The following is a 26,003-nucleotide window of genomic DNA, read 5'->3' as shown; positions in this document are numbered from 1 at the left end:
TGAAAAATGTTGAATAAATGCATCAAGGTACATGATTGTCTCCCCAAAGAGAGTATAAGATCATGCTCTACAATTTACGTCAATACTGCCATTGCGTTGGTTAAAAAACATTCGTGATCTTGCCCTGATTGATGCCCCTGCTTTTCTGTAATCATTGAAGTTGTGTGTCACAGAAATACTTCAATACTTCTTCCATGTCAAATAATAACAAGCACAGTCACTAAACTAAAACGCATATTTATACAGTGGATTTTAAAGTGATGAGTCATTGGCGCCATGAATAATTATGGATTATTAAATACTAGTAATAATAAATGCAACTTGTCTTCTCCACTTCGACAAATGGATACCCTTTTCTTCTATTTTGCCACAATTCAAGACTGAATATTTAGGTCTTATCGCTAAGGTTGGATACAACTCTGTGGTAATATCATTCACTGATGGTGCATATTTGAGAACACCTTGCTGTACAGCTGAAGAAAAAATAACTTTAGCAAAATGACTCCAACTCACGGACGAATCACCACAATAATGATACACTCCACCAGAAGTATTACTAATCAGCAACTCGATGATTACCTGTGCAATATCACCCGCATAAGTAGGGCAACCAAACTGGTCGGAAACAACATTTACTTGATTATGTTGTCTTGCTAGACTTAGCATGGTTTTTACAAAATTATTACCATACTCACTAAATACCCATGCTGTACGAATAATCAAAGCATCAGGCTGAATTTGCTTCACTGCCACTTCACCATCACGCTTGGTTTTTCCATAAACATTTAAAGGGTTTGTTACTGCCGTTTCAATATACGGAGTGCCTGCCTCACCATCAAAAACATAGTCAGTAGAAATATGAACCAACCGTGCACCAACCTCATTAGCAACTAATGCGAGATTTCTGGGACCAGTCTCATTAATCAATGCAGCAAGCTCTGGTTCTAACTCTGCCCTATCTACCGCAGTATAAGCCGCAGCATTGACAATGACATTAGGCCGGTATGATTTCACAACATTCTTAACCTGAATTAAATCAGTGATATCCAATGTTTTTGCATCAGTAGCTAGAACGTTCCAACCGATAGGAGTACGATCACTAAAACAACGCCCTAGTTGTCCGTTTCCCCCCGTAAGCAACACTTTCATCACAATAGATTCTTCAACAATTTACCTAACTTATCTTTGTCAGATAACTGTGGCTTTTTTATTGGCCATTGAATGTCAACTGTAGGATCGTTCCATATCAAACACTCTTCAGCCATAGGATTATAATAATCAGTACACTTATACTCGAAGTCAGCGATATCAGAAAGCACAACAAAACCATGCGCCAAACCAGGTGGAAGCCAGAGTTGGGTTTTATTCATCTCGGAAAGTACGACACCTTCCCACTGGCCATAGGTTGATGAGCCAGGACGAATATCCACAGCCACATCAAATACCTCACCACGCACCACTCTGACTAATTTTCCTTGTGGATTAATCTTTTGAAAATGTAATCCACGTAAGACTCCATATGAAGAACGAGAGTAGTTATCTTGGACAAATTCAATATCTATACCTAAAATATCCTGATAACGTTTTTTCTCGAAAGTTTCCAGAAAAAATCCCCGAGCATCCTCAAATACTCTTGGCTGAATTATTTTCATACCATTTATTCTAGTGCCTTCACACTTCATCTAATATTCCATAATAATCTGTGACAAATATTCTCCATATTGCGAATTTGCAAGTGAAACCGCTTGCTCAATAATCTGGTCACGACTCAACCATCCTTTTCGATAGGCAATCTCCTCCAAACAAGCAATCTTAAACCCTTGGCGACGTTCAATCGTGTGGATAAACTGAGAAGCCTCGACTAAACTGTCATGGGTTCCTGTATCTAGCCAAGCAAAACCACGTCCAAGTAATTCAACACTGAGTGTACCCAAATCTAAATACATTTGATTTAATGTAGTGATTTCTAACTCACCACGTGAAGATGGTTTAACCTGTCTAGCCATTTCGACTACATTATGGTCGTAGAAATAGAGACCAGTAACAGCCCAATTTGATTTTGGTGATCTAGACTTTTCTTCGAGTGAGATTGCACGTAAGCGCTCATCAAACTCAACCACACCAAAACGTTCTGGATCCATTACCTGATAGCCAAATATCGTAGCACCACAATTACGATCGACCACCGATGTTAATTTTTGCCCAAAACTCTGACCAAAGAAAATATTGTCACCCAACACTAAGGCGCAACATTCACCATTAATAAATTCCTCACCAATTAAAAATGCCTGTGCCAAGCCATCAGGTTTTGGTTGAATGGCATAACTCAGTGATATACCAAAACGCTCACCGTTTCCGAGTAACCGTTGAAACGAAATCAGATCATCCGGAGTAGTAATAATTAATACATCACGGATCCCGGCCAACATTAGCACTGACAGCGGGTAATAGATCATCGGCTTATCATAAATTGGCAATAGCTGTTTTGAAACACCACGAGTTATGGGGTAAAGACGACTACCAGAACCACCCGCAAGGACAATACCTTTCATACTACCTCAATAAAATTAGCAGGTTAACCCAAGACGCTCACCAGCATAAGAGCCATCCTGCACCCTTTGCCACCAGTTCGAATTAGCCAAATACCACTCCACAGTTTTTCTGATACCGCTTTCAAAGGTTTCTTGTGGTTTCCAACCTAGCTGCTGTTCAATTTTACTGGCATCGATGGCGTAACGAACATCATGCCCTGGGCGATCGGCAACAAAAGTGATCAACTGTTCATAGTGTTTAATATTTAGCGGTTTATCAACTACCAATTCATCCAATAATCGACAGATAGTACGTACTACCTCAATATTTTTTCGCTCGTTATGACCACCAATATTATAAGTCTCACCTACTACGCCTTTACACACCACCAAATACAAAGCCCGTGCATGATCCTCAACATATAACCAATCGCGGATTTGCGTTCCACTGCCATATACCGGTAATGATTTGCCCGCTAACGCATTGATGATAGTCAGTGGGATCAATTTTTCTGGAAAATGGTATGGACCGTAGTTGTTAGAGCAGTTAGTAATAATTGTCGGTAGACCATAAGTACGAAACCACGCTTGTACTAAATGGTCACTGGCTGCTTTTGAAGCTGAATAAGGGCTACTTGGTGCGTAAGCGGTTGTTTCAGCGAATAAATCAGTGGTACCACCTAAATCGCCATATACCTCATCAGTAGAGATATGGTGGAAGCGAAACGCTTTTCGTGCTGTTTCAGTTAATGATTGCCAATAATAGCGAGCAGCTTCTAGCAGAGTATATGTACCCACAATATTGGTTTGGATAAATGCTGCTGGACCATCAATCGAACGATCAACGTGACTTTCAGCAGCGAGGTGCATTACCGCATCAGGTTGGAACTGTGCAAAGATACGATCCAATTCCAGACGATCACAAATGTCCACCTGCTCAAACTGATAGCGTTGATTGGTGGCAATTGAATGCAGTGACTCAAGGTTACCGGCATACGTTAGACTGTCGATAATCAAAACCTGATCTGAAGTTTGATTGATAATATAGCGAGCCACCGCCGAACCAATAAAACCGGCACCACCGGTAATAATTATTTTCATGCTATCCTCAAAAGCTAAAACAAACACAGCTTAAAAAACCTAGCAAGCGAGGTTTCTCTACTGTAAGCACTAGCTTTGATAACCTTGTGGATTTTGCCGTTGCCAATTCCAAGTGTCACGCATCATTACGTCAATACCACGTACCGCTTTCCAGCCCAACTCCTGTTTAGCCAGTGTAGTATCAGCCCAACAGGCTGCTAAATCACCCGCACGACGCGGTAAAACTTGGTAAGGTATTGTGATACCTGATGCTTTTTCAAAAGCACGCAGCATTTCAAACACTGAATAGCCGACACCAGTACCAAGATTATAAGCTTTGAAACCATTAACCCTTGGCAGAGATCTCATCGCAGCCAGATGCCCTTCAGCAAGATCCATTACATGGATATAATCACGTACTCCAGTACCATCTTTAGTTGGATAATCATCACCAAAAATTCCTAGTCTAGCCAACTTACCAACCGCAACCTGTGAAATATAGGGCAGCAAATTGTTAGGAATTCCATTCGGATCTTCACCAATTAATCCAGACTCATGGGCGCCAACCGGGTTAAAGTAACGCAATGCAATAATCGAAAAATGTGGCTCTGCCCTTGCTAAATCCTGAAGCACCTGTTCTACCATCAATTTAGATGTGCCATAAGGATTAGTCGTAGCCCCAACTGGGGCGCTTTCGGTATACGGTACCGTAGCATTAGTACCGTACACCGTCGCTGAGGAGCTGAATATCAACCGATAGACTTTAGCCTGTTGCATCTGCTGCAACAGTGTCAGCGTACCAGCAACATTATTTTGATAATACTCCAATGGGTTACTGACTGATTCACCCACTGCCTTTAATCCAGCAAAATGGATCACCGTGCTGATGTGATATTGGGTAAATATCTCGTCCAAACAGGCTGCATTACGGATATCCCCATGATAAAAGGTGACACTTCTACCAGTAAGCTGTTCCACACGACGAAGTGATTCAACAACTGAATTCGATAGATTATCAAGTACAACTACCTGTTCACCCTGTTCCAGCAGGGCTAGAACAGTATGGGAACCGATATAGCCAGCCCCACCAGTAACCAAAACCGTCATGTGACTTCCCAGTAAGAATTTTATCGTTGATAATAAGCTTGATACCAAGCAACAAACTTAGCCACACCCTCAGTGATACCGATCTTTGGCGTGTAATTTATATCTTGATAAAGTTGAGTATTGTCAGAATAAGTATCCGTAACATCACCAGCTTGCATCGGTAAATAATTTTTAATTGCCACCTTACCGATACTGTTTTCTAATGCACTAATGCAGTCCATTAACTTGACTGGTGAGCTATTACCGATGTTATATATTTTATAAGGAGCAGCAGTAATATCGTTATCTTTTTGTGGTACTAAATCAGCCACTCTCACTAGCGCTTCTACCACATCGTCAATATAAGTAAAATCGCGCGACATTACCCCATGGTTATAGATATCAATCGGCTTATCTTTATAGATGGCATCAGTAAATTTGAACAATGCCATATCCGGCCTACCCCAAGGGCCATATACGGTGAAAAAGCGCAATCCGGTAGTCGGAATATCATAAAGATGAGAGTAAGCGTGAGCCATTAACTCATTGGCTTTTTTGGTTGCTGCATAAAATGACACCGGATGATCAACCGAATCGGTGGTCTTGAATGGCAACGATTTATTAGCACCATATACCGAACTAGAGGAAGCATAAATCAGATGCTCCACTTTAGCCTGTCTACACCCTTGCAGAATATTAAAGTAGCCAACTAGATTAGCACTGACATATGCCTCTGGGTTATCGATTGAATACCGCACCCCTGCCTGAGCAGCCAAATGAATTACGCGCGTAAACTGTTCACTGGCAAACAACGCAGCCAATGCTACATCATCAGCAATATCTAACTTTCTAAAATCAAACTGTTCAAATGCAAGCAGATTAGTTAATCGGCATTTTTTTAGCTCAACGTCATAGTAATCATTAAGGTTGTCGACACCAACAACCGAGTGACCTTGCGCCAATAATCTAGCTGCAACATGGTAACCAATAAAACCTGCTGCGCCAGTAACAAGATACTTCATTAAATTTGTCAACCTATTTTTATTAGCCTGCTGTTACTTAAGGGTTGATGATGTATCAGTCATTCGCTGTTTTAACCATTGACTAAAAACTGCCCCTTCGGCTGGATGACGCAAACTGTATTCTACAAATGCCTTCATATAACCCAATTTATCTCCACAATCATGCGAATAGCCACTCATATGGAACGCTTCTACACGTTTTTTTTCCATTAACAACGCAATCGCATCGGTCAGTTGAATTTCATCACCTGCACCAAGAGGGGTTTTTTCCAATAGTGGCCAAATATCAGCCGAAAAAACATAACGCCCAACAATTGCTAAATTAGAAGGAGCCTGCTCTGGCGACGGTTTCTCAACTACCGCTGTCATTGCCACACTAGAACCGGCTTCCAACTCTGCGCCAGCACAGTCAACAATGCCATACTTTGCTACTTCCTGCACTGGCACTGGCTCAACCATGACTTGACTAAATCCAGTTTTTTCAAAGCGCTGTAACATTTTAGTTAAATTATCACGCCTTGCGTCAGCGGCTGACTCATCAAGTAACACATCCGGCAGCACTACTGCAAATGGCTCATCACCGACTAATGATTTAGCACAGAGTACCGCATGTCCCAACCCTTTTGCATTGCCTTGACGTACATGCATGATGGTGACGTCTTTAGGGCAGATATCTTGCACTTCCGCCAGTAATTGCCGCTTGACTCGCTTTTCAAGCAAAGCTTCCAGTTCAAAAGAGGTATCAAAATGATTTTCAATAGCATTTTTTGATGAGTGCGTGACCAGTACAATATCCCTAATACCTGCGGCAACACACTCATTAACGATATACTGGATCAGTGGCTTATCGACTATCGGCAACATCTCCTTCGGGATCGCTTTGGTTGCTGGCAACATTCGCGTTCCCAAGCCCGCAACAGGAATCACGGCTTTTAACCTTTTGTGCATAATTTTTTTCCATCAGCTATCGAGATCGTTCGAGCAGTTACTTTTGTAATTGTACAAACACACCGTAATCAGTATTGACTATCACGCCGTTTAACACTCTTTTTATATAAACTTAACTAATGGCGAATTAGATCAAAAAATCATGCAGTGTCAATTAACAATTGCTTGACACGCTACCGCCCTTGGCTTACAGCTACCAATGTACTGACCACTAGATTTCACCTCGCCAAGGCGATTAACTTGCTATTTTTCCTGGGTTTTCACCTAACATATTCCAGAACTACAATTTAGTACCTTTTGTGTGCTAGCGCTATCCACTCAGGCTGAACACAAATAAAGCCACCTGAGAGCAGTTGTTAGGATGCACATCACGTGTTCTATCTGATTTAAGCATTTTGGGGCTAAATAACCCTTATGCAGTTGCCGCGCGAGATAACGATACTCTAGCTCAGCCAAAACAGAGGCAATAATTAGCGCCGCATCTTAATCTAAACAGCGCTGATTTACAAACAACTAATCACCTTGATAATGCTCATTACAGTTAACAGCAAGTTAGTGCCAAACTGGCTTCGCTAAGGCTTATTAATCGGCCGCTTCAAACTGGATGAGTCATCAAAAACACGATTTTTTTCTGCTATTTTATTTAGCATCTGTCTGACTCGATCTTGGAGTTTTTTACGTAGTGTTGATTCTATCTGCAATTGATAACTTAACTGTTGCCAAGGGCCATAAATACGCAGTGGAATTGCAGTCTGTATGAGTTGATCAACTAGCTCGCCATTACCACGCCAGCCCTCAACCACCCTGATATTGAGTGACATATCACACGTTCTTTCACTAACATCAATCAATCCATTGCCACTCACCTGCAACAAGGGTGAACTTGCTTGCTTCAGGTTGAAGGTGATCTTGCCATTGTTTACATTGAGTTGACTACTCATCTGCTCAATTTCAGTATAACGCTGATAACTATCCCGACCGCGCACACGGTTGTCATAACGAGCCACACCCTGTTGGATCAACTGTTGGAGATTAATGTTCTGCAATCTCGCTTTTTCCATCTCAAATTGCAGTTCGCCCTGCCAATCGCTATCGGTAGAAAAACCTCGTTCACCGCTCAATTGACCAGACATACTGAAAGCACCAGTGAGTGGTGAAGAGAGCTCAAACATGTTGAGCACCTCAGCTAACTCTAACTTCTGTAATTGCGGAGAGATAGCCAGCAACAGTTTTTTCCCTCGCACATCGATGACAGCAGGCAATGCAAAACTACCGTTGCCTACACTGCCGGAGAATTTGTTTAGCGTTACCAGCCCCCGCTTATTCTCTGCACTCAACCACAATTGAGTGATTTTCCTCCCCCGAAAAGTCAAATGATCAATTTTCACACCAAGCTGTGCATTGAAATAGCGCAATACCTGCAGATTATAGAGTGGATCTTCTGCCTGATTAGCAATAACTGGCGCAGCAGTGACCGTCACGGGTACATCAGTCGATGATGACAGCGCGCGACTGTGACCAACCAACTGATCTAAATCCAGCTCTGCGGCACTGAGTGCTAATAAATAGCTTGGAACATCGGCAAAATGCAGAGTACCTTCCCCAATAATTCGATTATTATTTGCGCTAAGCTGTAATTTATCGAAATCGAGCTGGGCGGGCGCCACTTGATAAACTGCCTCAACACTCCCCTCTCCCATGATCCCATGAGCAGGAATACCGGCACCTTCCAGTTGATAACTAAACTGTGTGATCTTGGCTGTAATTTTCTGTGGTAGGTGCTGCAATCCAAGCGCCATGACAAGCGAAAATGTCAAATCACGTTGATCACGATTGATACGACTAGAAAGCACTAATTGCGCCTGCTGTTGCTGCTGCTTGTCCAAGGTTAAATTAATGTCACGCAGATTAATTTGCTCATTATCTGCACGCTGCCAAATCAACAAGCTATCAACTAGCTGTAAACGGGCAATATCGAACTGCCACTGTGTGCCGTCATCATCGATTACTGGGCCCCCTTCTGGTGCGATCGGTACACCCTGCTTGCGTTGTGGTTTACTCGCTGGTGTGATGCGAATCACCGCATCCTTCAGCATCACCTGTCTTATATCAAGCTGATGAGAAAGCAGAGGCCATAACTTGATATCTAAACGCAAGTTCTCGGCGCTCACCAGCGCCTCTTCTGCCCCTGGAGCTGTCAAAGTCATACGACCGGCGATAATGCTTAATTGTGGCCAGACATGCCAACGTAAATCACCGTCTAGCGTTAACTGATAGCCACTACGCTGCTCAACTCTATCAATAAGATAGGCACGAAAATCATTTGGATTGACCAACAGTACTAATGCCGCCATTCCTGCCACCAGAACAGAGAGCAAAATTGCCAGGGTTGTCAATACTCTTTTCATGCCTCTCTCTTAGCCGTGCATTTGACTGATATTTGTCATCTGTGCGCGATTGCTTGTTAATAAACACCAACTTCATAAAACCACAGCAGCTAATCCTTATCAATACGACTTGCTACAGCGCCTTGCTGATCTCTATACTTTGCATCTTGTCGAGAGTTATAAGGGCGTGCAGCCGGTCCTGAAAGTGGTTCAAAGCTCAAGGCACCAATTTGCATACCCGGTCGTAAAGCCAACGGAAGTTTGCCTGAATTATAGAACTCAAGGACAATCTTCCCCTGCCAGCCCGGATCGATCCGGTGAGCCGTGACATGCACCATTAATCCCAAACGAGCCAGGGAAGAGCGACCATCCAACCAACCGACCAGATCATCAGGCAACGTGACTGACTCTAGTGTCACTGCCAGCGCCAACTCACCGGGATGTAAAAAAAAGGCTTCACCTGCGGTTAGCACAATTTCATCACTCATTACTCGGTCCAGCGCCGCACTGACTTCATCTTTCGGCCCACTTAGATCAATAAAAGGTGCGGTATGACCGCGAAACACACGAAAGCGATCGCCCAAACAGACATCCACTGTCGCACCATTGATACGCGCTGTGGGTGGACGTGGTGAAATCACCAGTTTGCCACTATCCAAGTAACGTTCAATATCACGGTCACACAATCTCATGCTGCTATCCCCACTGCGCAGACAACTGTCATTCTGTCTGCGTCATCTAAATTACTTTATGAGAAAAAATAACCTATTGAAAAAATTGACTAATTTTAGCCTTTAAGATATCAATCGCGACGTGGTTTTTCCCACCTCGTGGCACAATAATATCGGCATATTGTCGAGATGGCTCAATAAACTGTAAAAACATTGGCCGTACTGTCTGCTGATACTGCTCCATCACCGAATCCATTGAGCGCCCCCGCTCATGTACATCACGCTTCATTCGACGCATCAGACAAATATCAAGTGGGGTGTCGACAAAGATCGAGAAGTTCATCTCCTGACGCAAACGGATATCTGTCAGCAGCAAAATCCCTTCCAGAATGATCACCTTCTTCGGAGCAAAGTAGAGCGTCTCTTTTTTACGTGTATGTTCAGTGTAACTGTAGAGCGGTAGATCAATCGCTTGACCAGCTTTCAACATCTGCATATGTTGCAGCAACAATTCATGGTCGATCGCATTAGGGTGGTCATAGTTAGTTTTGACCCGCTCTTCCATCGTCAAGTGGGCCTGATCTTTGTAATAACTGTCCTCAGGTATCACACCAATCTGTTGGTCACCAACCTGCTCACAAAATTCGCGATACAACGTACTCGCGATAAGGCTTTTTCCCGAAGCAGAAGCACCTGTGATACCGATGATCACGCAGGAATGTAACTTTTCAGTCATAAATCAAGGCCTGATGTTATATGAGACAAACGAGTCATACTCGGACTACATCAGCTTACAATCAACAGAAAACTGATACTCAACGAGTACAAAGTGACTCAATTATAGGGTTTCGACACCGTAGGTGCTAGCTAATCTACAGCGCACGAAATGCTATCTCTGTAGGGATCACTTCTCCTTGCCAATACATTTGTGCCGCAACTCGGCCTGCTAACTGGCGGAATAGATCGGTAAATTCGCTCTCTGGTCGGCTGACTACAGTCGGTTGGCCACGATCGAGATCTTCACGCAGCGAAATATGCAGCGGCAACTTGGCAAGCAGTTGGCTGTGATACTTCGCTACCAGCTTGTCAGCGCCACCACTGCCAAAAATCGGCTCATGGTGACCACACTGGCTACAAACATGCCCACTCATATTTTCAATGATGCCCAATACTGGTACCTGTACCTTTTCAAACATCATGATGCCCTTTGCTGCATCCAGCAATGCAATATCTTGCGGTGTGGTCACTACCACTGCAGCAGTCACAGGAATGTTTTGCGATAAGGTTAGTTGAATATCACCGGTTCCTGGTGGCATATCGAGCACTAAATAGTCAACATCTGGCCACTCTGTATCACGTAACAGTTGCAACAGCGCCTTACTGGCCATCGGGCCGCGCCACACCATAGCGTTACCCTCAGCTACCAGGTAACCAATTGAATTACTCGCCAGCCCATGTGCCATAACTGGTGTCATATGCTGACCATCAGGAGAATTTGGCCGCTGCTGTTCGGTACCAAGCATCGTAGGCAGTGACGGCCCATAAATATCCGCGTCCAATATGCCGACCTTCGCCCCCTCAGCAGCCAAGGCTAACGCAAGATTCACTGCTGTGCATGATTTACCAACGCCACCTTTGCCAGAACTGACGGCAATGATATTGCGCACACCTTTAACTGCGGGCTGGTCATTAGCGCGCTTTAAGGTAGCAATATCATGCTTTAACTTCCATTCAACAGCAATCGTCCCGGTCATCTGCTGTAACTGACCGCTGAGTTGTTGTCGCATAACATCAAAACCGCTCTGCCAAGCAAACGGTAGCAACAGTTCAATATGGAGCACATTATCCAGCACTACACAGTGATGCAGCGCCTTCAGCGCAGTGAGATTATTTTTTAATGTTGGGTGTTCAAAGTTTGCCAAGACGCCATTCACTAGCGCGTGTAAAACTTCAGGGCTGTTCTGTATCGGGGATTTCATGCTCATCCCAACTCCTTGAATTTATATAAATGTGTCAACTTATCAAACCAGATCCGCTATTCTCTCATCCTTGCCCCCTGCAACGCAAAGCCCAGAGAGAAAGCACCCTAGCAGCCAACGGCACAATCGGGTAACATCAGGGCACTCTTTTATTCATCACAGAAAGCAAGTTATCACTATGGCTCAAGTCGCAAAAAAATTGTTGGTGACGTGTGCACTACCTTATGCAAATGGTTCTATTCATCTTGGTCACATGCTCGAGCACATCCAGGCAGATATCTGGGTGCGTTACCAGCGAATGCGCGGCCATCAAGTCTATTTCATCTGTGCTGATGACGCCCACGGCACACCCATTATGCTGAAAGCACAGCAACTGGGCATCCAGCCAGAACAGATGATTGCGCAGATGCAACTTGAACACCAGCAGGATTTTGCTGGGTTTGCTATTAGTTACGATAATTATCACTCCACACATTCAGAAGAGAACCGTGAACTAGCCACCCTGATTTATCGCCGCCTGAAAGAAAATGGACATATAAAACAGCGCACTATCTCCCAACTTTACGATCCAGAAAAGGGAATGTTTCTGCCTGACCGCTTTGTTAAGGGTACTTGCCCCAAATGTCAGGCGGCTGACCAGTATGGTGATAACTGTGAAGTGTGCAGTGCAACCTACAGCCCCACCGAACTGATTAACCCTAAATCTGTCGTTTCTGGTGCAACACCCATCCTGCGCGACTCGGAACATTTCTTTTTCGATCTCCCCGCATTCAGTGAAATGTTACAGAGCTGGACCCGCTCAGGGGCTCTACAAGAGCAAGTGGCAAACAAGATGCAGGAGTGGTTCGACGCCGGTCTGCAACAGTGGGACATCTCACGTGATGCCCCCTATTTTGGTTTTGAAATCCCCGATGCACCAGGCAAATACTTTTACGTCTGGTTAGATGCCCCTATCGGATACATGGGCTCATTCAAAAATCTCTGCAATCAGCGTGGTGATATCGATTTTGACCAATTCTGGCAAAAAGATAGCTCTGCTGAGCTGTATCACTTTATCGGTAAAGATATCGTCTATTTCCATAGCCTGTTTTGGCCTGCCATGCTAGAAGGCAGTGGTTTTCGTAAACCGACCAATCTGTTCGTCCACGGTTATGTCACCGTCAATGGGGCGAAGATGTCAAAGTCGCGAGGTACCTTCATCAAAGCCAGTACCTATCTGCAACATTTGGATGCCGACTGTCTGCGCTACTACTATGCAGCCAAACTGTCAGCACGTATCGATGATATTGACTTAAATCTAGAGGATTTTGTTCAGCGCGTGAATGCCGATATCGTTAACAAGGTAGTCAACCTCGCATCACGCAATGCTGGTTTTATTACTAAACGCTTCGCCGGACAGTTAGCCAATCACTTAGCGGCACCTGAGCTCTACCAAACCTTCATTGCTGCCGCCGACAATATCGCCCAAGCTTACCAAAGTCGCGAAACTGGGCGTGCTATTCGTGAAATCATGGCATTGGCCGATTTAGCCAACCGTTATGTTGATGAACAGGCACCTTGGGTGATCGCCAAACAGCCAGAGCGAGAGGCTGAACTACAGGCAATCTGTTCAATGGGGATCAACCTGTTCCGTCTGTTGATGATCTATCTCAAACCGGTACTACCGGCGCTGACAACACGCGCCGAGGCGTTCCTGAATGATGAACTGCACTGGCATAATATTGAGCAGCCACTGTTAGCTCACACCATCACGCCATTTAAGGCTTTATTTAACCGCATTGAGCTGGAAAAAGTTCAACAGATGATCAGTGCATCGAAAGAAGAGAGCAGCGCCAAACCCGCAATAACCGGGCCGCTGGCCGATGCGCCACTGCAAGCACCGATCAACTTTGATGATTTCGCTAAAATTGATCTGCGTGTAGCCCGCATTACTGGTGCTGAATTGGTGGAAGGATCAGATAAGCTGTTAAAATTGCAGCTTGACCTCGGTGGCGAATCACGTCAGGTATTCTCTGGCATCCGCGCTGCCTACCCAGATCCGACTTTACTGGTCGGCAGGTTGACGATCATGGTCGCGAATCTGGCCGCGCGTAAAATGCGCTTTGGACTATCCGAGGGAATGGTAATGGCAGCCGGCCCTGGTGGAGATCAAATTTACCTGCTCAGCCCAGACAGTGGTGCCGAACCCGGAATGCAAGTTAAGTAACCATGATGGTGTCCCGGTGGCTATCGTCATGTCACCGGGACACCACTGATTACTGCGCTCATGAGGTAAAAATGTCATCAATTAACATCTCTCTTACTTAGTCGGCATGGCAATTAACCCGGTTTACAGCATCGCCCAAACTCTAACCGAAACACACAGCTAATCTTCCAGCATAGTTGTAGATGCAATACCTGCGTGGATGGTTGAAATGGTCAGTTGAAACAGATAATAGACGGACACGCCAGTGAAACCCTTTTTGAGATATATCAGAGCATTTGCTCTTATCTACCTGAGCCTGTGGTTGGGTAACAGTGTAGCCTCGCTACTCCCGATCGCTATTCCTGGTAGCATCATCGGCATGTTGATCCTGTTTGCTCTGCTTAGTTGGCAACTGGTACCCGTTGCATGGATCAAACCGGGTTGCCAGTTATTCATTCGATACATGGTACTGTTGTTTGTACCCATCGGCGTTGGCATCATGCAATATTACCCACAGATCATCGCTGACCTGTTGCCATTACTGCTCTCCTGTCTGCTCAGTACCCTACTGGTATTTGTGGTCGTTGGCTATTCAAGCAGCTATCTGCAACGTTCCAGAACTGACAACAACAAACCGGACAATATGGAACAACAGCGATGAATCATCCAATCTGGTGGTCGTTGCCACTGACAATGGCAGTTTTCTTCGCTGCACGTAAACTGTCGCAGTTACTACGGATGCCACTACTCAACCCACTATTGTTGGCGGTAGCACTGATTATCCCGTTGTTACTGCTCACCGGCATCAGTTACCAAGACTATTTTCAAGGTAGTCAGCTACTCAGTGATTTACTGCAACCGGCCATCGTTGCGCTAGCATTCCCGCTCTATGAGCAACTACCGCAGATCCGTGCCCGCTGGCGCTCAATGTTGCTAGTCTGCCTAATTGGTTGCATTGTCGCGATGTTAAGTGGGGTGGCAATCGCTGTCCTATTGGGCGCACAACCAGAAATTGTCGCCTCGATCTTACCTAAATCTGTCACCACACCGATTGCTATGGCGGTGGCTGAATCGATAGGTGGCATCCCAGCCATCAGCGCCGCCTGTGTTATTTTTGCTGGAGTATTCGGTGCAGTATTTGGTCACGCCTGGCTTAACCTGTTACGGATACAGAGCAAACCAGCCCGTGGGTTAGCAATGGGAGCAGCCTCACATGCTCTGGGTACTGCACGCTGTGCCGAAGTCGATTACCAAGAAGGGGCTTTCAGCTCACTGGCACTGGTGATTTGCGGCATCATCACCTCACTCACTGCACCGGTGCTATTCCCATTATTGTTGAGCCTATTTAGTTAACCGATGGAATTTAAATTCAATTTTCATCGCAGACAGTTGCAAAAGCGGTTGCTTGCGTTTATCTGGCAGGTGCAGTAGCATCAAAATTCTTGTTAGCAATGGAGCTGATGAAACATCAATATGCCAAATCGATTAATTATTAATCTCTGCCTAGTAACCTCGCTCCTGCTTCTGGCTGTATTACTGCTCGACCGCTGGGTTAGCTGGAAAACAGCACCCTATATTTACGATAACTTACCTCAACTTCCTGCACGCCAAGTTGGCGTAGTACTCGGCACTGCGAAATACTATCGTAATGGTGTCATCAACCACTACTACCACTATCGCATCCAAGGTGCACTTAATGCCTATAACAGTGACAGAGTAAAATACCTACTGCTCAGTGGTGATAATCGGCAGCAAAACTACAACGAGCCCATCACCATGCGACGAGATTTGCTCACAGCAGGCGTTCCTCCCGCCAATATCGTACTTGACTATGCAGGTTTCCGCACTTTGGACTCGATTGTTCGCACACAGAAAGTTTTTGATACCAACGACTTCACCATTATCACTCAACGATTCCATTGCGAGCGCGCTCTGTTTATCGCGTTACATCTCGGCATTCGGGCACAATGCTATGCCGTTCCTTCACCTAAAAACATGATGACCATACGCGCTCGCGAAATTTTCGCCCGACTAGGTGCTATCGTTGATCTTTACTTACTTAAGCGCGAACCACGTTTTCTTGGCCCCCTGCTACCGATATCTTCAATGCATAACGTCCCCGCTGATGCACAAGACTACCCAGCAGTATCGTTAAAGCAGCTGTTGGAATTGAATCAACCTGTCGTGACTGAACAATAGTCAGATAGACTGGCTTATTTGCTAACCGGTCACCCTATGGTGCGGTGGTAGATTTCGTTACCGCTGAAATGGCAGAACAGAACTACCTAGCTGGTTGTACAAAATTTTCCGACAGTGCTGTTGTTAACTTCGCCCATAACCACTCGATTGGCCCTTGTTTGAAATGGCGTAGCCACAAATAAGAAAAAGAAAAATTAACCAGCCATACCAACAACACCACCAGCAGCAATTCTAACCGGTTGAACTGTTGATAAAATCCCAAGCGATAAAACAGCGTAGTACAAAGTAACGATTGCAGCAGATAGTTACTAAGCGCCATGCGACCTATCAGACTCAGAAAGTAGCTAATCCGCCAAGCAGAAATTTTTGGCCAACAACCATACAGCAGTGCCAGATAACCCATCGCCTGCAATGGCGAGGCCAATTCTCTAGGGATCTGTAACAGTAGGCTACTCCAGCGAAAATCCCAATTAAGCTGCCACTGTGACACCGTGCCCAGTAGTTGGATCAGAAATGAAATTGGCAGCAGCCCGATCGCTTGGCGTAAATAGGTACTGGCTGGATAGCGAGCAGTTAACCAACCGCTGCGTAACAAACCCGCACCGAATAGCATTAATCCAGCCAGTTGCCAACCATACTGTGCAGCCAAGACAAATAAACCAGACACAAAAATCTCCCAGCGCTGTTGCCAAGCTACCCAACCGCCTTGTAACTTCCATCTTGCTTCATACGCTAACTGTTCAGCCGTTGGCAGCCAAAAGTTGCTTACTTCGTGCTGAGGTAACAGTGCAAGCAACAGTAACAGTGCCACGCCGAACAGATAGAGCAACAATCCACTTCTCAGCAGCGTACTGGCACTCTCTGCATCGCGCACCACACGCCAGCACAGTAAACCCAACAAACCATAAACAAATAAAATATCACCATCCCAAATAAAAATGGCGTGTAACCAGCCAAAAACCATCAGCCACAACAACCGGAAAGTGATCCAACGCTGGCCTCGTGGCTGCAATAACTGTAGTCCTGCACCAAATAGCAGAGCAAACATAGCCAGAAACTTGGCCTGTACAAACAGCTCGAGTAGCGCCCAGACGCTACTATCCAGTAGCGTCGGCGTACCTTGAAAAGCCGGATTAAGGTAGGCTGACCTCGGCAAACCGAATGCACTGATATTCAGCAATAAAATAGCAAGAACCGCAATGCCCCGTGCACAATCCAATACGGCAATACGCGACGAGATTGGCAAGCAGTGATGATTCATTGAATACCACTGAGCCGAACCGATAGCCATATTACCTGGGTCGATAACAATAAGCTGGGATTAGCCATAATGACGTACAGCACGCAGAAATTCTTGGCGCGTATTCTGACTCGATTTAAACAACCCACCGAGTGCGGTGGTGGTTGTCGCACTGGTTGCATCGCGTACACCACGGGCTTTGACACAGTAGTGAACCGCATCAATGGAGACCGCCACATTGTTCGTTCCCAACAACGTTTGCAGCGCTACCAGGATCTGTTGCGTCAAACGCTCCTGTACTTGCGGACGCTGCGCGAAAAACTGCACAATACGGTTGATTTTTGATAAGCCAATCACTGTCTGTTTAGGGATATAGGCAACCGTAGCCTTACCATCGATGGTGACAAAGTGGTGCTCACAAGTACTGGTAAAGGTGATATCACGCACAGTAACCATCTCATCTACCTTCATTTTATTCTCAATGACGGTGATTTTGGGAAAGTTAGCATAATCAAGCCCCGAGAAGATCTCATCAACATACATTTTAGCGATACGATGTGGCGTCTCTGCCAGGCTATCATCAGAGAGATCAAGGTCAAGTAACAGCATGATCTGTTGCATATGCTGCGCAATACGCTGTTTACGCTGTTCCCGATCCAGTACCTCCCCGCGCAGAGGGGTTTCCAAACCGCGTGCCTGCAGTGCGGCATGTACCTGTACTGCCTCATTAGTTAACATGTTATCTCCCATCTTTTGTGACCAAAACCAGTGTCAGACAGCACACACCCCAACGCAATTACCGTTGCAACTTTGCATCCAGTGCGTCGCGTAGACTATCACCCAACAGATTAAATGCCAAAACGGTGAGGAAAATCGCCAAACTCGGGAAAATGGCAATATGAGGCGCGATTACCATATCTGCTCGCGCCTCATTCAGCATCGCCCCCCACTCTGGGGTCGGTGGCTGAGCCCCCAAGCCAAGAAAAGAGAGGCTGGCTGCGGTGATAATCGAGGTACCAATCCGCATGGTGAAATAGACTACAATCGATGATAGCGTTCCTGGCAAAATATGCCGCCAAATAATCAGCCCATCACTCGCACCAATGCTACGGGCAGATTCAATATAAGTTAACTGTTTCAATACTAACGTATTAGCGCGCACCAAGCGGGCAAATGCCGGTATGCTAAAGATTGCTACCGCGATAATCACATTCGCCATGCCGTTTCCCATCACCGCGACAATTGCTATTGCCAGCAAAATGCCTGGAAAAGCGAACAACACATCGCTGATGCGCATAACAATACGATCCCACCATCCCTGGTAATAACCGGCTAACAACCCCAGTAGGGTACCAATCGCCCCACCAACCAGAACCGAGCCGACACCTGCGGTCAACGAGATACGCGCCCCAAACAGGATGCGGCTAAAAATATCCCGTCCCAAGGCATCAACGCCCAACCAGTGTTCAAGCGAAGGTCCCTCATTGAGTCGGTCGTAGTTAAAGTAGTTCTCTGCATCATAAGGGGATAAATAGGGTGCAAACAGCGCTGCCATCACCAGCAATAGAATGAACGCCGCTGACAACATCGCAATCGGCTGCTGCCGGAATCGTCGCCAAAACTCACGCCAAGGTGTTGCCACCCGATGTTGATTCAGCACAGGCATTGCTTTAAGTGCAGCGACTCGCCGCCAATACTTCAACATACCGCCTACCTATTGATAGCGAATGGTTGGGTTGATTGCTGCATAGAGCATATCCACCAAGAGATTGATTAAGATAAATTCCAGCGAAAACAACAGCACTTCTGCCTGGATCACCGGATAATCACGCATTTCAACAGAATCGACCAGTAACCGACCCAGCCCAGGCCAATTGAACACCTTCTCAACCACAATCGAGCCACCAAGCAAAAAACCAAACTGTAGCCCCATCATAGTCACTAGTGGGATCAACGCATTGCGCAATCCATGCTTCACTATCACCCAAAATTCAGCCACACCTTTTGCCCGTGCCGTGCGCATATACTCTTCCTGCATCACGTCGACAAATGACGACCGCGTAAAACGTGCCATCACCGCTGCCACTGCTGCCCCCAATGTCAACGAAGGCAAAATGTAGTGCTGCCAGCTATCCGCGCCCACTGTTGGCAGCCAGCCAAGGTTGACCGAGAAGATCTGCATCAACAACATGCCTAAGGCAAATGAAGGAAATGAGAGCCCAGAGATCGCCAGTGTCATGCCAAGACGATCTGGCCAACGGTTACGCCACACTGCTGAGATTAAACCCACTGTCATACCAAACAGCATCGCCCAAGCCATGCTGCTCACTGTCAGCCACAGCGTCGGCAGAAAACGGGTGGCGATCTCCTCACTAACCGGTCGCTTAGAGACCAGCGAAACACCAAAATCGCCATGTAGCATATTGATAAAAAACTGGAAAAACTGCTGTAGCAGCGGCTTGTCCAAGCCCAAATCCTGACGTACCAGTTGCACTACTGTCTCGTCAGCATCCGCACCGGCTAATAAGCGAGCCGGATCACCCGGCAACAAGTGAACAAAAAGAAACACTAACACCGCAACAATCAGCAATGTTGGCACCAGCCCTAACAACCGTTTGAGAAAATAGTTCAACATTACTGACAACGTCCCCGCATACTGACTTCCTCACCCTACAACAGCATCACCAATCAATAACACTTCCGGCAATTTTTACATCTAACCGAGAGATCAGCTGGTTACTGTAAATCAGCCTGTTCAAAACTGAATGAAGTGTCTGGCATCACATAAAAACCACTCAACCGTTTACTATTTGCCGATAACAGTCTCTCAGTGACCAGAAAAATCCACGGTGCATCAGCCCAGATGCGATCTTGTGCCTGTTGGTATAGTGCCTGTTTTTGAGCACGGTCATGAGTCGCCAATGCGGCACTCAAATTGCTGTCAACCACAGGGTTACTGTAGAACGCGGTATTGAACTGCTTGGGTGGTGCCGCCTGAGTGGCAAACAGCGGTGCAAGTGCCCAATCAGCCTCACCGGTTGATGCCGCCCACCCGGTATAGAACAGCCGAACACCTGTCTCTTCAACACCTACGCTCTCCACCTTGGCAGCACGCTGGCCTGCATCCATAGCCTGCACAGCGACTTTAATGCCCACTTGAGCCAATTGCTGTTGGGTAAACTGCAATACTTTCTGTGCCGTACTGTGATTATGAGAAGACCAGAGCGTAGTCGTGAAGCCGTTGGGATACCCCGCCTCTTTCAATAATGCACGCGCTTTAGCAGGATCGTACGGCCAGGGCTGATAACGGGCAGAGAAATCAATCGCTGCCGGCAGTGGCCCTTGTGCTGGGACCGCATAACCAGAAAAAGCGACTTTGATCAACGCCTCTTTGTTAATTGCATAGTTCAGTGCCTGACGCACCTTCAGATTATCGAACGGTTTCTGTGTGACATTGATACTGATATAACGGTGCAAAATTGATGGTGCAGCCACCAAGTGCAACTGGCTATTTTTCTCCAGTAACTTAGCCTGCTCATATGGGATTGGAAAAGCGAAATGCGCCTCTCCAGTTTGCAACATCGCCGAACGGGTATTGTTATCGACTACCGGTCGCCAAGTAATACTGTCAAGTTTCGGTAACCCTGGCTGCCAATACCCCTCAAAGCGCTTAACCTTGACATACTCAGTCTGATTCCAATCAACAAACTGGTAAGGCCCAGTGCCAACCGGATGGAAGCCAATCTGTTTACCGTATTGTTGCAGTGCTGCAGGTGAGATCATCACCGCAGCCGGGTGGGCGAGACTATAGATAAATGCCGAGAATGGTGCTTTTAACACAATACGAACCGTGTTCGGTTCCAGCACCTCGGTACGTTCGATCATTTTAAACAAGTTATAGCGTTTGAGATGGTTATCAGCATCACTGGCACGATCCAGATTGGCTTTCACCGCCTGGGCATCAAATACCGTTCCATCATGAAACTTCACACCAGGACGCAACTTGATGGTATAGCGCAATCCATCGCTGCTGGTTTGGTAACTCTCAGCAAGCACATTGACCACTTTCAGATCACGGTCGAATCCAAACAACCCTTGATAAAAGGACTTGGCGATGGTTTGTGACAGCGTGTCGTTAGCATTGTAAGGATCGAGAGTGGTAAAGTTTGACGCAACCGCAACAACAATGTCTTTTGCCGCCCAACTTGGGCTAACTGCCGCCAGCAACAGCAGTGTCGCTAATCGGCTCTGTTTTAATCTCTGCTTGGTGATCATCACGCTTCTCTCCTGAAGTTAAACTAAAAGGCGCCGCCAACAAGGTGACGTGCAACAAAATGGCCTTCACCGACCTGTACTAGTGGAGCACTAACTGGTTCATCACCTAGTGCTCGTACCGGACTTGGGATCTCATCGGTCAATAACAGTTGTGGTGGCTTACGCCGATCAGGATCCGCAACCGGTACTGCTGACATCAACTTACGCGTATAAGGGTGTTGCGGCTGTTCGAACACCGCACGCCGAGGGCCGATTTCGACAATCTGCCCAAGATACATCACCGCAACCCGATGGCAAATCCGCTCGACAATTGCCATATCGTGGGAAATAAACAGCAGTGCCATGCCAAATTCACGTTGCAGATCAAGCAGCAGATTAACGATTTGTGCCTGTATCGCCACATCGAGCGCTGAAACAGCCTCATCGGCAATGATCACTTTAGGGTTCAGTGCCAATGCCCGCGCAATGCAGATCCGCTGACGCTGTCCACCGGAAAACTGGTGAGGATAACGCCGCGCGTCTGCAGGCGTTAACCCGACACGCTCTAACAGCCAGGCCACACGTTGCTCCGCCTGTGCCCGATCCAGCACACGGTGAACAAGCAGCGGCTCCATAATGGAAAAACCGACCGTTAGCCGTGGATCAAGCGAAGCATAGGGATCTTGGAAAATAAACTGAATATCGCGTCGCAACTGCTGTAACTCAGTAACCGTTAACTGGTTGATCTTTCTTCCTGCCAGAGTAATGCTCCCTTGCTGACTCGCCACCAGACGCAACAGTGAGCGCCCAGTAGTTGACTTACCACAGCCCGACTCGCCGACCAAACCTAACGTCTCGCCAGAATAGAGGTCAAAGCTGATGTTCTCCACTGCGTGAACTCGGTGTGTCACGCGGTTCAACAGCCCACTGCGTATCTCAAAGCGCGTGACCAAATTTTCCACCCGTAATACTGGCTGTCGACCTACCTCTACCGTATCTTGTGGTCGTGAAGGCTCTGCATCATCGGCCAGTGGGAATTTTTCTGGCAGCGCTTTGCCGCTCATTGCGCCCAATTGTGGCACCGCTGCCAACAATGCTTTGGTATAAACATGTTGTGGCTGACTAAAAAGTGTATGCACCTCACCCTGTTCGACCGCGACACCCTGCTGCATCACCAAGACACGATCGGCCACCTCGGCAACCACCCCCATGTCGTGAGTGATAAAAATCACCGCCATCTGCATTTCCTGCTGCAATAGGCGGATCAACTGTAAAATTTGCGCCTGGATGGTGACATCAAGTGCGGTGGTTGGTTCATCAGCAATCAACAAAGCCGGTTTGCACGACAGTGCCATAGCAATCATTACCCGCTGACGCATTCCGCCAGAAAGCTGATGTGGATAACGGCCTAACACACTTTTAGCATCGGGAATACGCACCAGATCAAGCATTCGTAACGCTTCACTGAGTGCCGAACGACGATCCATTGCCTGGTGCAGGCGTAGGGATTCAGCAATCTGCTCCCCAACGGTAAACACCGGATTGAGCGAGGTCATTGGCTCCTGGAAGATCATTGCAATATCAGCACCGCGTAATGCGCGCACTGTTTTTGTTCGAGCCGTAGCCAGATCCACCACTTGACCATTACGCTGGCGAAACAGCATCTCACCGTGAGTGATCTTCCCACCGCCCTGTTCGACCAAACGCATCAACGCGAGCGAAGTGACCGATTTGCCACTGCCGGAAGCCCCGACAATCGCTAGTGTCTCACCTCGATCAACCGTAAAAGAGAGCTGATGCACAGCGTCAATCACGCTATTTTCACGCTGAAACTGCACGTTAAGCCCAGAAACGGCCAACACACGCTGTGCTGGTAGCAATAATTCTGCTGAGTGTGGCAAGACACTGTCTGACATATTCTCTCCTGAACCCCGCCCGTTATCGCACTGAATAACATCTCAACATGCTGAAACCTTCTGCACACTCATTGTGTTCACAATCTGATTTAGAAGAGCGGTTACTTTTATCTGCTCTGCCACTATCTGGACAGCAATTATCTGATCTGTTGAGACTATATTTAGCCTGTAACACGGTGTAAAGCATAAAGTATCCAAGAAAGCATTAAAGGTATCTTGTTTATAACATTTTGTGCAGTTTCGATCTTTAATCGTATAACAATCACCGGCAGACACTATCGTCAATTCACTGTCAGCCCTCTGGAGCAAACTGCACTCTGGATTCTCTAAGCTGTGCTTATCTGCCATAATAACGCCAATTTGTTGCACTGTTTAACGGACACTGATGATGAGGGCTTGTTTTATGGATCATAGCGATAGTTCTGGGCTTATCACACTTGAGCAGGCGCTAGAAAAAATGATGGCGCAAATTACACCGCTGCAACAGAGTGAAACTGTTGCGCTAGCATGTGCGAGTGGGCGCATTACCGCATTACCGGTCATCTCACCACTCAATGTTCCCCCTTTTGCTAACTCTGCGATGGATGGCTACGCCGTGCGTGTCGCAGAATTGGCAGACAACAAACCTCTGCCAATTGCGGGTAAAGCTTTTGCCGGATCCCCCTTTGACGGTGAATGGCCAGCCAATAGCTGCATCCGTATCATGACCGGCGCGCCTATTCCAGCTGGGGCGGATGCCGTTATCATGCAGGAGCTTGCCGAAGTTACCGCATCAGGTATCCGTTTTACCCGCCCAGCAGTTGTCGGAGAAAATATTCGCCTAGCTGGTGAAGATATCCAGCTAGGCAGCAGTGTACTGGCTGCTGGCGTCAAACTCGGCCCGGCTGAACTACCGCTGTTAGCCTCACTCGGTATTGCTGAAGTGCAAGTGCTACAGCCACTCACCGTGGCACTGTTCTCAACCGGTGATGAACTGCAATCAATCGGGCAGCCATTACAACCCGGACAGATTTATGACACAAACCGCTTTAATGTGCGCTTAATGCTGCAACAACTGGGCTGCCGTATTATCGATCTGGGGATTATTCCTGACGATCCCGCCACACTGCGTGCAGCATTTCTCCGTGCCGACAATGAAGCTGATGTAGTGATCAGCAGCGGTGGTGTCTCAGTCGGGGAAGCGGATTATACCAAACAGATGTTAGATGAACTGGGTCAAGTCAGTTTCTGGAAACTGGCGATCAAACCAGGCAAACCGTTTGCTTTTGGTAAACTGCAACATGCCTGGTTCTGTGGACTACCGGGAAACCCAGTCTCGGCAACGCTCACCTTCTACCAGTTAGTTCAACCGCTATTGGCAAAGCTAGCCGGCCATAGCCATTGGCAACCCCCGATGCGTCTTACTGCACGCAGTTTGACCGCACTGAAGAAAACACCAGGCCGCCTCGATTTCCAGCGCGGCATCTTCCGCCACAATGCGGCGGGCGAGTTAGAAGTGACTTCTACAGGCCACCAAGGTTCACACATATTTAGCTCCTACAGCCAAGGAAACTGCTTTATCGTGCTTGAGCGTGAGCGAGGTGCGGTTGCCGCTGGCGAAACGGTCACTATTGAGCCGTTCAATAACCTGCTGAGGAGCTAACCATGTTGCCAGCGTTGAGCGATGCAGAAGCACTACGTTACAACCGCCAAATTGTGCTGCGTGGTTTCGACTTTGAAAAACAGGAGCGGCTCAAGGCAGCACGGCTACTGATTGTCGGGCTGGGAGGATTAGGCTGTGCAGCGGCTCCCTATTTAGCCGCTGCTGGCGTAGGACATCTGACATTGGTCGATTTTGATACCGTTACGCTCTCTAACTTACAGCGGCAAATATTGCATCATGATGTTGATATCGGTAGCGATAAAGTGATCTCAGCGCGCGCTGCACTCCACGCGATCAATCCCCATATTGTAATCGACACCATTGCAAAACAACTCTCCGAATCTGAGATGAGGGAGCAAATTGCTGCTTGCAATGTGGTACTCGATTGCACCGATAATGTTGAAACACGTAACTTACTCAACCGTCTCTGCTACCAGTTACGCAAACCGCTGGTTTCTGGTGCAGCCATCCGCATGGAGGGGCAATTGAGTGTCTTTACCTATCAGCAGGATGAGCCTTGCTACCGTTGCCTTAGCCGCCTGTTTGGCGACAATGTACTGAGCTGTGTTGAGGCCGGCGTTATGGCACCACTGGTGGGAGTGATCGGCAACCTACAAGCCATTGAAGCAATCAAACTAGTTACCGATTATGGTCAACCGCTACTGAGTAAATTATTGATATTTGATGCCATGAATATGCAGTTTCGTACCATCAAATTGCCGAAAAACCGTGGATGTGAAGTCTGTTGCGAAAGCGCTAGCTCAGCGTTGTAACCTATCGACCGCTTCTGCTATTCGCAGAATGCATCTGCCACTTTACTGAGTGATAAAACCGACTAACAAACAGGGCATACCTGAATGCCC

The 26,003-nt window shown here is 46.8% G+C and carries 23 protein-coding genes; 6 read left to right on the top strand and 17 right to left on the bottom strand.

The features are described 5' to 3' along the window. Positions 1 to 294 precede the first annotated feature (294 nt). The 11 genes from rfbD to apbC form a co-directional block, all read right to left on the bottom strand. On the bottom strand, positions 295 to 1,149 hold the full coding sequence (gene rfbD / locus EOJ37_RS10085) for a dTDP-4-dehydrorhamnose reductase (RefSeq protein ID WP_127959800.1): 855 nt from the start codon (positions 1,147 to 1,149) through the stop codon (positions 295 to 297). Further along, positions 1,149 to 1,682, bottom strand: coding sequence for a dTDP-4-dehydrorhamnose 3,5-epimerase (rfbC, locus tag EOJ37_RS10080; RefSeq protein WP_127959796.1), 534 nt, complete (start codon positions 1,680 to 1,682; stop codon positions 1,149 to 1,151). Before rfbC ends, rfbD begins: the two co-directional genes overlap by 1 nt. Continuing rightward, positions 1,683 to 2,552: a glucose-1-phosphate thymidylyltransferase RfbA gene (gene rfbA / locus EOJ37_RS10075; RefSeq protein WP_127959795.1), complete on the bottom strand. Its 870-nt coding sequence runs from the start codon at positions 2,550 to 2,552 to the stop codon at positions 1,683 to 1,685. It abuts the gene before it with no gap. A 15-nt stretch (positions 2,553 to 2,567) separates the two neighbouring features. Then, the gene (rfbB, locus tag EOJ37_RS10070; protein WP_127959794.1) at positions 2,568 to 3,632 is read right to left on the bottom strand and encodes a dTDP-glucose 4,6-dehydratase; all 1,065 of its coding nucleotides are present in this window, start codon (positions 3,630 to 3,632) and stop codon (positions 2,568 to 2,570) included. A gap of 69 nt (positions 3,633 to 3,701) precedes the next feature. Next, entirely contained in the window at positions 3,702 to 4,718 is a 1,017-nt protein-coding gene (gene galE / locus EOJ37_RS10065) for a UDP-glucose 4-epimerase GalE (RefSeq protein WP_127959793.1), read from the bottom strand. A gap of 20 nt (positions 4,719 to 4,738) precedes the next feature. Then, a complete protein-coding gene (locus EOJ37_RS10060; protein ID WP_127959792.1) occupies positions 4,739 to 5,719 on the bottom strand; it encodes an NAD-dependent epimerase in 981 nt (326 codons plus the stop codon). A 33-nt stretch (positions 5,720 to 5,752) separates the two neighbouring features. Next, on the bottom strand, positions 5,753 to 6,667 hold the full coding sequence (galU, locus tag EOJ37_RS10055) for a UTP--glucose-1-phosphate uridylyltransferase GalU (RefSeq protein ID WP_127959791.1): 915 nt from the start codon (positions 6,665 to 6,667) through the stop codon (positions 5,753 to 5,755). Positions 6,668 to 7,239: 572 nt separating this feature from the next. Beyond that, positions 7,240 to 9,075 carry an outer membrane assembly protein AsmA gene (gene asmA / locus EOJ37_RS10050; RefSeq protein WP_127959790.1) on the bottom strand — a complete coding sequence of 612 codons (1,836 nt, stop codon included), beginning with the start codon at positions 9,073 to 9,075 and terminating at the stop codon, positions 7,240 to 7,242. A gap of 89 nt (positions 9,076 to 9,164) precedes the next feature. Continuing rightward, a complete protein-coding gene (gene dcd / locus EOJ37_RS10045; protein WP_127959789.1) occupies positions 9,165 to 9,746 on the bottom strand; it encodes a dCTP deaminase in 582 nt (193 codons plus the stop codon). Positions 9,747 to 9,819: 73 nt separating this feature from the next. Continuing rightward, a complete protein-coding gene (gene udk, locus EOJ37_RS10040) occupies positions 9,820 to 10,461 on the bottom strand; it encodes a uridine kinase (RefSeq protein ID WP_127959788.1) in 642 nt (213 codons plus the stop codon). Positions 10,462 to 10,597: 136 nt separating this feature from the next. Further along, a complete protein-coding gene (apbC, locus tag EOJ37_RS10035; RefSeq protein ID WP_127959787.1) occupies positions 10,598 to 11,710 on the bottom strand; it encodes an iron-sulfur cluster carrier protein ApbC in 1,113 nt (370 codons plus the stop codon). Between the two features lie 172 nt (positions 11,711 to 11,882). On the opposite strand from apbC, the gene metG reads away from it, so the two are divergent. The 4 genes from metG (at position 11,883) to sanA (ending at position 16,088) form a co-directional block, all read left to right on the top strand. After that, a complete protein-coding gene (gene metG / locus EOJ37_RS10030; protein WP_127959786.1) occupies positions 11,883 to 13,910 on the top strand; it encodes a methionine--tRNA ligase in 2,028 nt (675 codons plus the stop codon). 256 nt (positions 13,911 to 14,166) lie between these two features. Next, positions 14,167 to 14,550, top strand: a complete 384-nt coding sequence (locus EOJ37_RS10025) for a CidA/LrgA family protein (RefSeq protein ID WP_240651697.1) — start codon at positions 14,167 to 14,169, stop codon at positions 14,548 to 14,550. Continuing rightward, complete coding sequence (locus EOJ37_RS10020) at positions 14,547 to 15,242, top strand: CidB/LrgB family autolysis modulator (protein WP_127959784.1); 696 nt, start codon at positions 14,547 to 14,549, stop codon at positions 15,240 to 15,242. Before EOJ37_RS10025 ends, EOJ37_RS10020 begins: the two co-directional genes overlap by 4 nt. A gap of 120 nt (positions 15,243 to 15,362) precedes the next feature. After that, positions 15,363 to 16,088 carry an outer membrane permeability protein SanA gene (sanA, locus tag EOJ37_RS10015; RefSeq protein ID WP_127959783.1) on the top strand — a complete coding sequence of 242 codons (726 nt, stop codon included), beginning with the start codon at positions 15,363 to 15,365 and terminating at the stop codon, positions 16,086 to 16,088. Positions 16,089 to 16,170: 82 nt separating this feature from the next. On the opposite strand, the gene yeiB is transcribed toward sanA, so the two are convergent. The 6 genes from yeiB to EOJ37_RS09985 all read right to left on the bottom strand — a co-directional run bounded on the left by yeiB (position 16,171) and on the right by EOJ37_RS09985 (position 23,498). Beyond that, positions 16,171 to 17,349, bottom strand: coding sequence for a DUF418 domain-containing protein YeiB (gene yeiB / locus EOJ37_RS10010; RefSeq protein WP_127959782.1), 1,179 nt, complete (start codon positions 17,347 to 17,349; stop codon positions 16,171 to 16,173). A gap of 60 nt (positions 17,350 to 17,409) precedes the next feature. Continuing rightward, the gene (gene folE, locus EOJ37_RS10005) at positions 17,410 to 18,066 is read right to left on the bottom strand and encodes a GTP cyclohydrolase I FolE (protein WP_420820631.1); all 657 of its coding nucleotides are present in this window, start codon (positions 18,064 to 18,066) and stop codon (positions 17,410 to 17,412) included. Between the two features lie 58 nt (positions 18,067 to 18,124). Continuing rightward, complete coding sequence (gsiD, locus tag EOJ37_RS10000; RefSeq protein ID WP_206194045.1) at positions 18,125 to 19,033, bottom strand: glutathione ABC transporter permease GsiD; 909 nt, start codon at positions 19,031 to 19,033, stop codon at positions 18,125 to 18,127. A gap of 9 nt (positions 19,034 to 19,042) precedes the next feature. Beyond that, on the bottom strand, positions 19,043 to 19,963 hold the full coding sequence (gene gsiC / locus EOJ37_RS09995) for a glutathione ABC transporter permease GsiC (RefSeq protein ID WP_127959780.1): 921 nt from the start codon (positions 19,961 to 19,963) through the stop codon (positions 19,043 to 19,045). Positions 19,964 to 20,064: 101 nt separating this feature from the next. Then, positions 20,065 to 21,603: a glutathione ABC transporter substrate-binding protein GsiB gene (gene gsiB / locus EOJ37_RS09990; protein WP_127959779.1), complete on the bottom strand. Its 1,539-nt coding sequence runs from the start codon at positions 21,601 to 21,603 to the stop codon at positions 20,065 to 20,067. A 23-nt stretch (positions 21,604 to 21,626) separates the two neighbouring features. Then, positions 21,627 to 23,498, bottom strand: coding sequence for a dipeptide ABC transporter ATP-binding protein (locus tag EOJ37_RS09985; RefSeq protein WP_127959778.1), 1,872 nt, complete (start codon positions 23,496 to 23,498; stop codon positions 21,627 to 21,629). A 403-nt stretch (positions 23,499 to 23,901) separates the two neighbouring features. Here EOJ37_RS09985 and moeA point away from each other — a divergent pair, with 403 nt between their 5' ends. Continuing rightward, entirely contained in the window at positions 23,902 to 25,140 is a 1,239-nt protein-coding gene (moeA, locus tag EOJ37_RS09980) for a molybdopterin molybdotransferase MoeA (protein WP_127959777.1), read from the top strand. A 2-nt stretch (positions 25,141 to 25,142) separates the two neighbouring features. Then, positions 25,143 to 25,913: a molybdopterin-synthase adenylyltransferase MoeB gene (moeB, locus tag EOJ37_RS09975; protein ID WP_127959776.1), complete on the top strand. Its 771-nt coding sequence runs from the start codon at positions 25,143 to 25,145 to the stop codon at positions 25,911 to 25,913. The last annotated feature ends 90 nt before the right edge of the window (positions 25,914 to 26,003 follow it).

Source organism: Serratia microhaemolytica (assembly GCF_004011885.1).
In the GTDB taxonomy this organism is placed as follows: domain Bacteria; phylum Pseudomonadota; class Gammaproteobacteria; order Enterobacterales; family Enterobacteriaceae; genus Serratia_G; species Serratia_G microhaemolytica.
This window is presented reverse-complemented; position numbering and strand designations above follow the sequence as displayed.

What these genes read in the sequence shown, in the direction of transcription:
- rfbD (WP_127959800.1), bottom strand. Translation starts at nt 1,149, where the DNA reads ATGAAAGTGTTGCTTACGGGGGGAAACGGACAACTAGGGCGTTGTTTT.
- rfbC (WP_127959796.1), bottom strand. Translation starts at nt 1,682, where the DNA reads ATGAAGTGTGAAGGCACTAGAATAAATGGTATGAAAATAATTCAGCCA.
- rfbA (WP_127959795.1), bottom strand. Translation starts at nt 2,552, where the DNA reads ATGAAAGGTATTGTCCTTGCGGGTGGTTCTGGTAGTCGTCTTTACCCC.
- rfbB (WP_127959794.1), bottom strand. Translation starts at nt 3,632, where the DNA reads ATGAAAATAATTATTACCGGTGGTGCCGGTTTTATTGGTTCGGCGGTG.
- galE (WP_127959793.1), bottom strand. Translation starts at nt 4,718, where the DNA reads ATGACGGTTTTGGTTACTGGTGGGGCTGGCTATATCGGTTCCCATACT.
- EOJ37_RS10060 (WP_127959792.1), bottom strand. Translation starts at nt 5,719, where the DNA reads ATGAAGTATCTTGTTACTGGCGCAGCAGGTTTTATTGGTTACCATGTT.
- galU (WP_127959791.1), bottom strand. Translation starts at nt 6,667, where the DNA reads ATGCACAAAAGGTTAAAAGCCGTGATTCCTGTTGCGGGCTTGGGAACG.
- asmA (WP_127959790.1), bottom strand. Translation starts at nt 9,075, where the DNA reads ATGAAAAGAGTATTGACAACCCTGGCAATTTTGCTCTCTGTTCTGGTG.
- dcd (WP_127959789.1), bottom strand. Translation starts at nt 9,746, where the DNA reads ATGAGATTGTGTGACCGTGATATTGAACGTTACTTGGATAGTGGCAAA.
- udk (WP_127959788.1), bottom strand. Translation starts at nt 10,461, where the DNA reads ATGACTGAAAAGTTACATTCCTGCGTGATCATCGGTATCACAGGTGCT.
- apbC (WP_127959787.1), bottom strand. Translation starts at nt 11,710, where the DNA reads ATGAGCATGAAATCCCCGATACAGAACAGCCCTGAAGTTTTACACGCG.
- metG (WP_127959786.1), top strand. Translation starts at nt 11,883, where the DNA reads ATGGCTCAAGTCGCAAAAAAATTGTTGGTGACGTGTGCACTACCTTAT.
- EOJ37_RS10020 (WP_127959784.1), top strand. Translation starts at nt 14,547, where the DNA reads ATGAATCATCCAATCTGGTGGTCGTTGCCACTGACAATGGCAGTTTTC.
- sanA (WP_127959783.1), top strand. Translation starts at nt 15,363, where the DNA reads ATGCCAAATCGATTAATTATTAATCTCTGCCTAGTAACCTCGCTCCTG.
- yeiB (WP_127959782.1), bottom strand. Translation starts at nt 17,349, where the DNA reads ATGAATCATCACTGCTTGCCAATCTCGTCGCGTATTGCCGTATTGGAT.
- folE (WP_420820631.1), bottom strand. Translation starts at nt 18,066, where the DNA reads ATGTTAACTAATGAGGCAGTACAGGTACATGCCGCACTGCAGGCACGC.
- gsiD (WP_206194045.1), bottom strand. Translation starts at nt 19,033, where the DNA reads ATGTTGAAGTATTGGCGGCGAGTCGCTGCACTTAAAGCAATGCCTGTG.
- gsiC (WP_127959780.1), bottom strand. Translation starts at nt 19,963, where the DNA reads ATGTTGAACTATTTTCTCAAACGGTTGTTAGGGCTGGTGCCAACATTG.
- gsiB (WP_127959779.1), bottom strand. Translation starts at nt 21,603, where the DNA reads ATGATCACCAAGCAGAGATTAAAACAGAGCCGATTAGCGACACTGCTG.
- EOJ37_RS09985 (WP_127959778.1), bottom strand. Translation starts at nt 23,498, where the DNA reads ATGTCAGACAGTGTCTTGCCACACTCAGCAGAATTATTGCTACCAGCA.
- moeA (WP_127959777.1), top strand. Translation starts at nt 23,902, where the DNA reads ATGGATCATAGCGATAGTTCTGGGCTTATCACACTTGAGCAGGCGCTA.
- moeB (WP_127959776.1), top strand. Translation starts at nt 25,143, where the DNA reads ATGTTGCCAGCGTTGAGCGATGCAGAAGCACTACGTTACAACCGCCAA.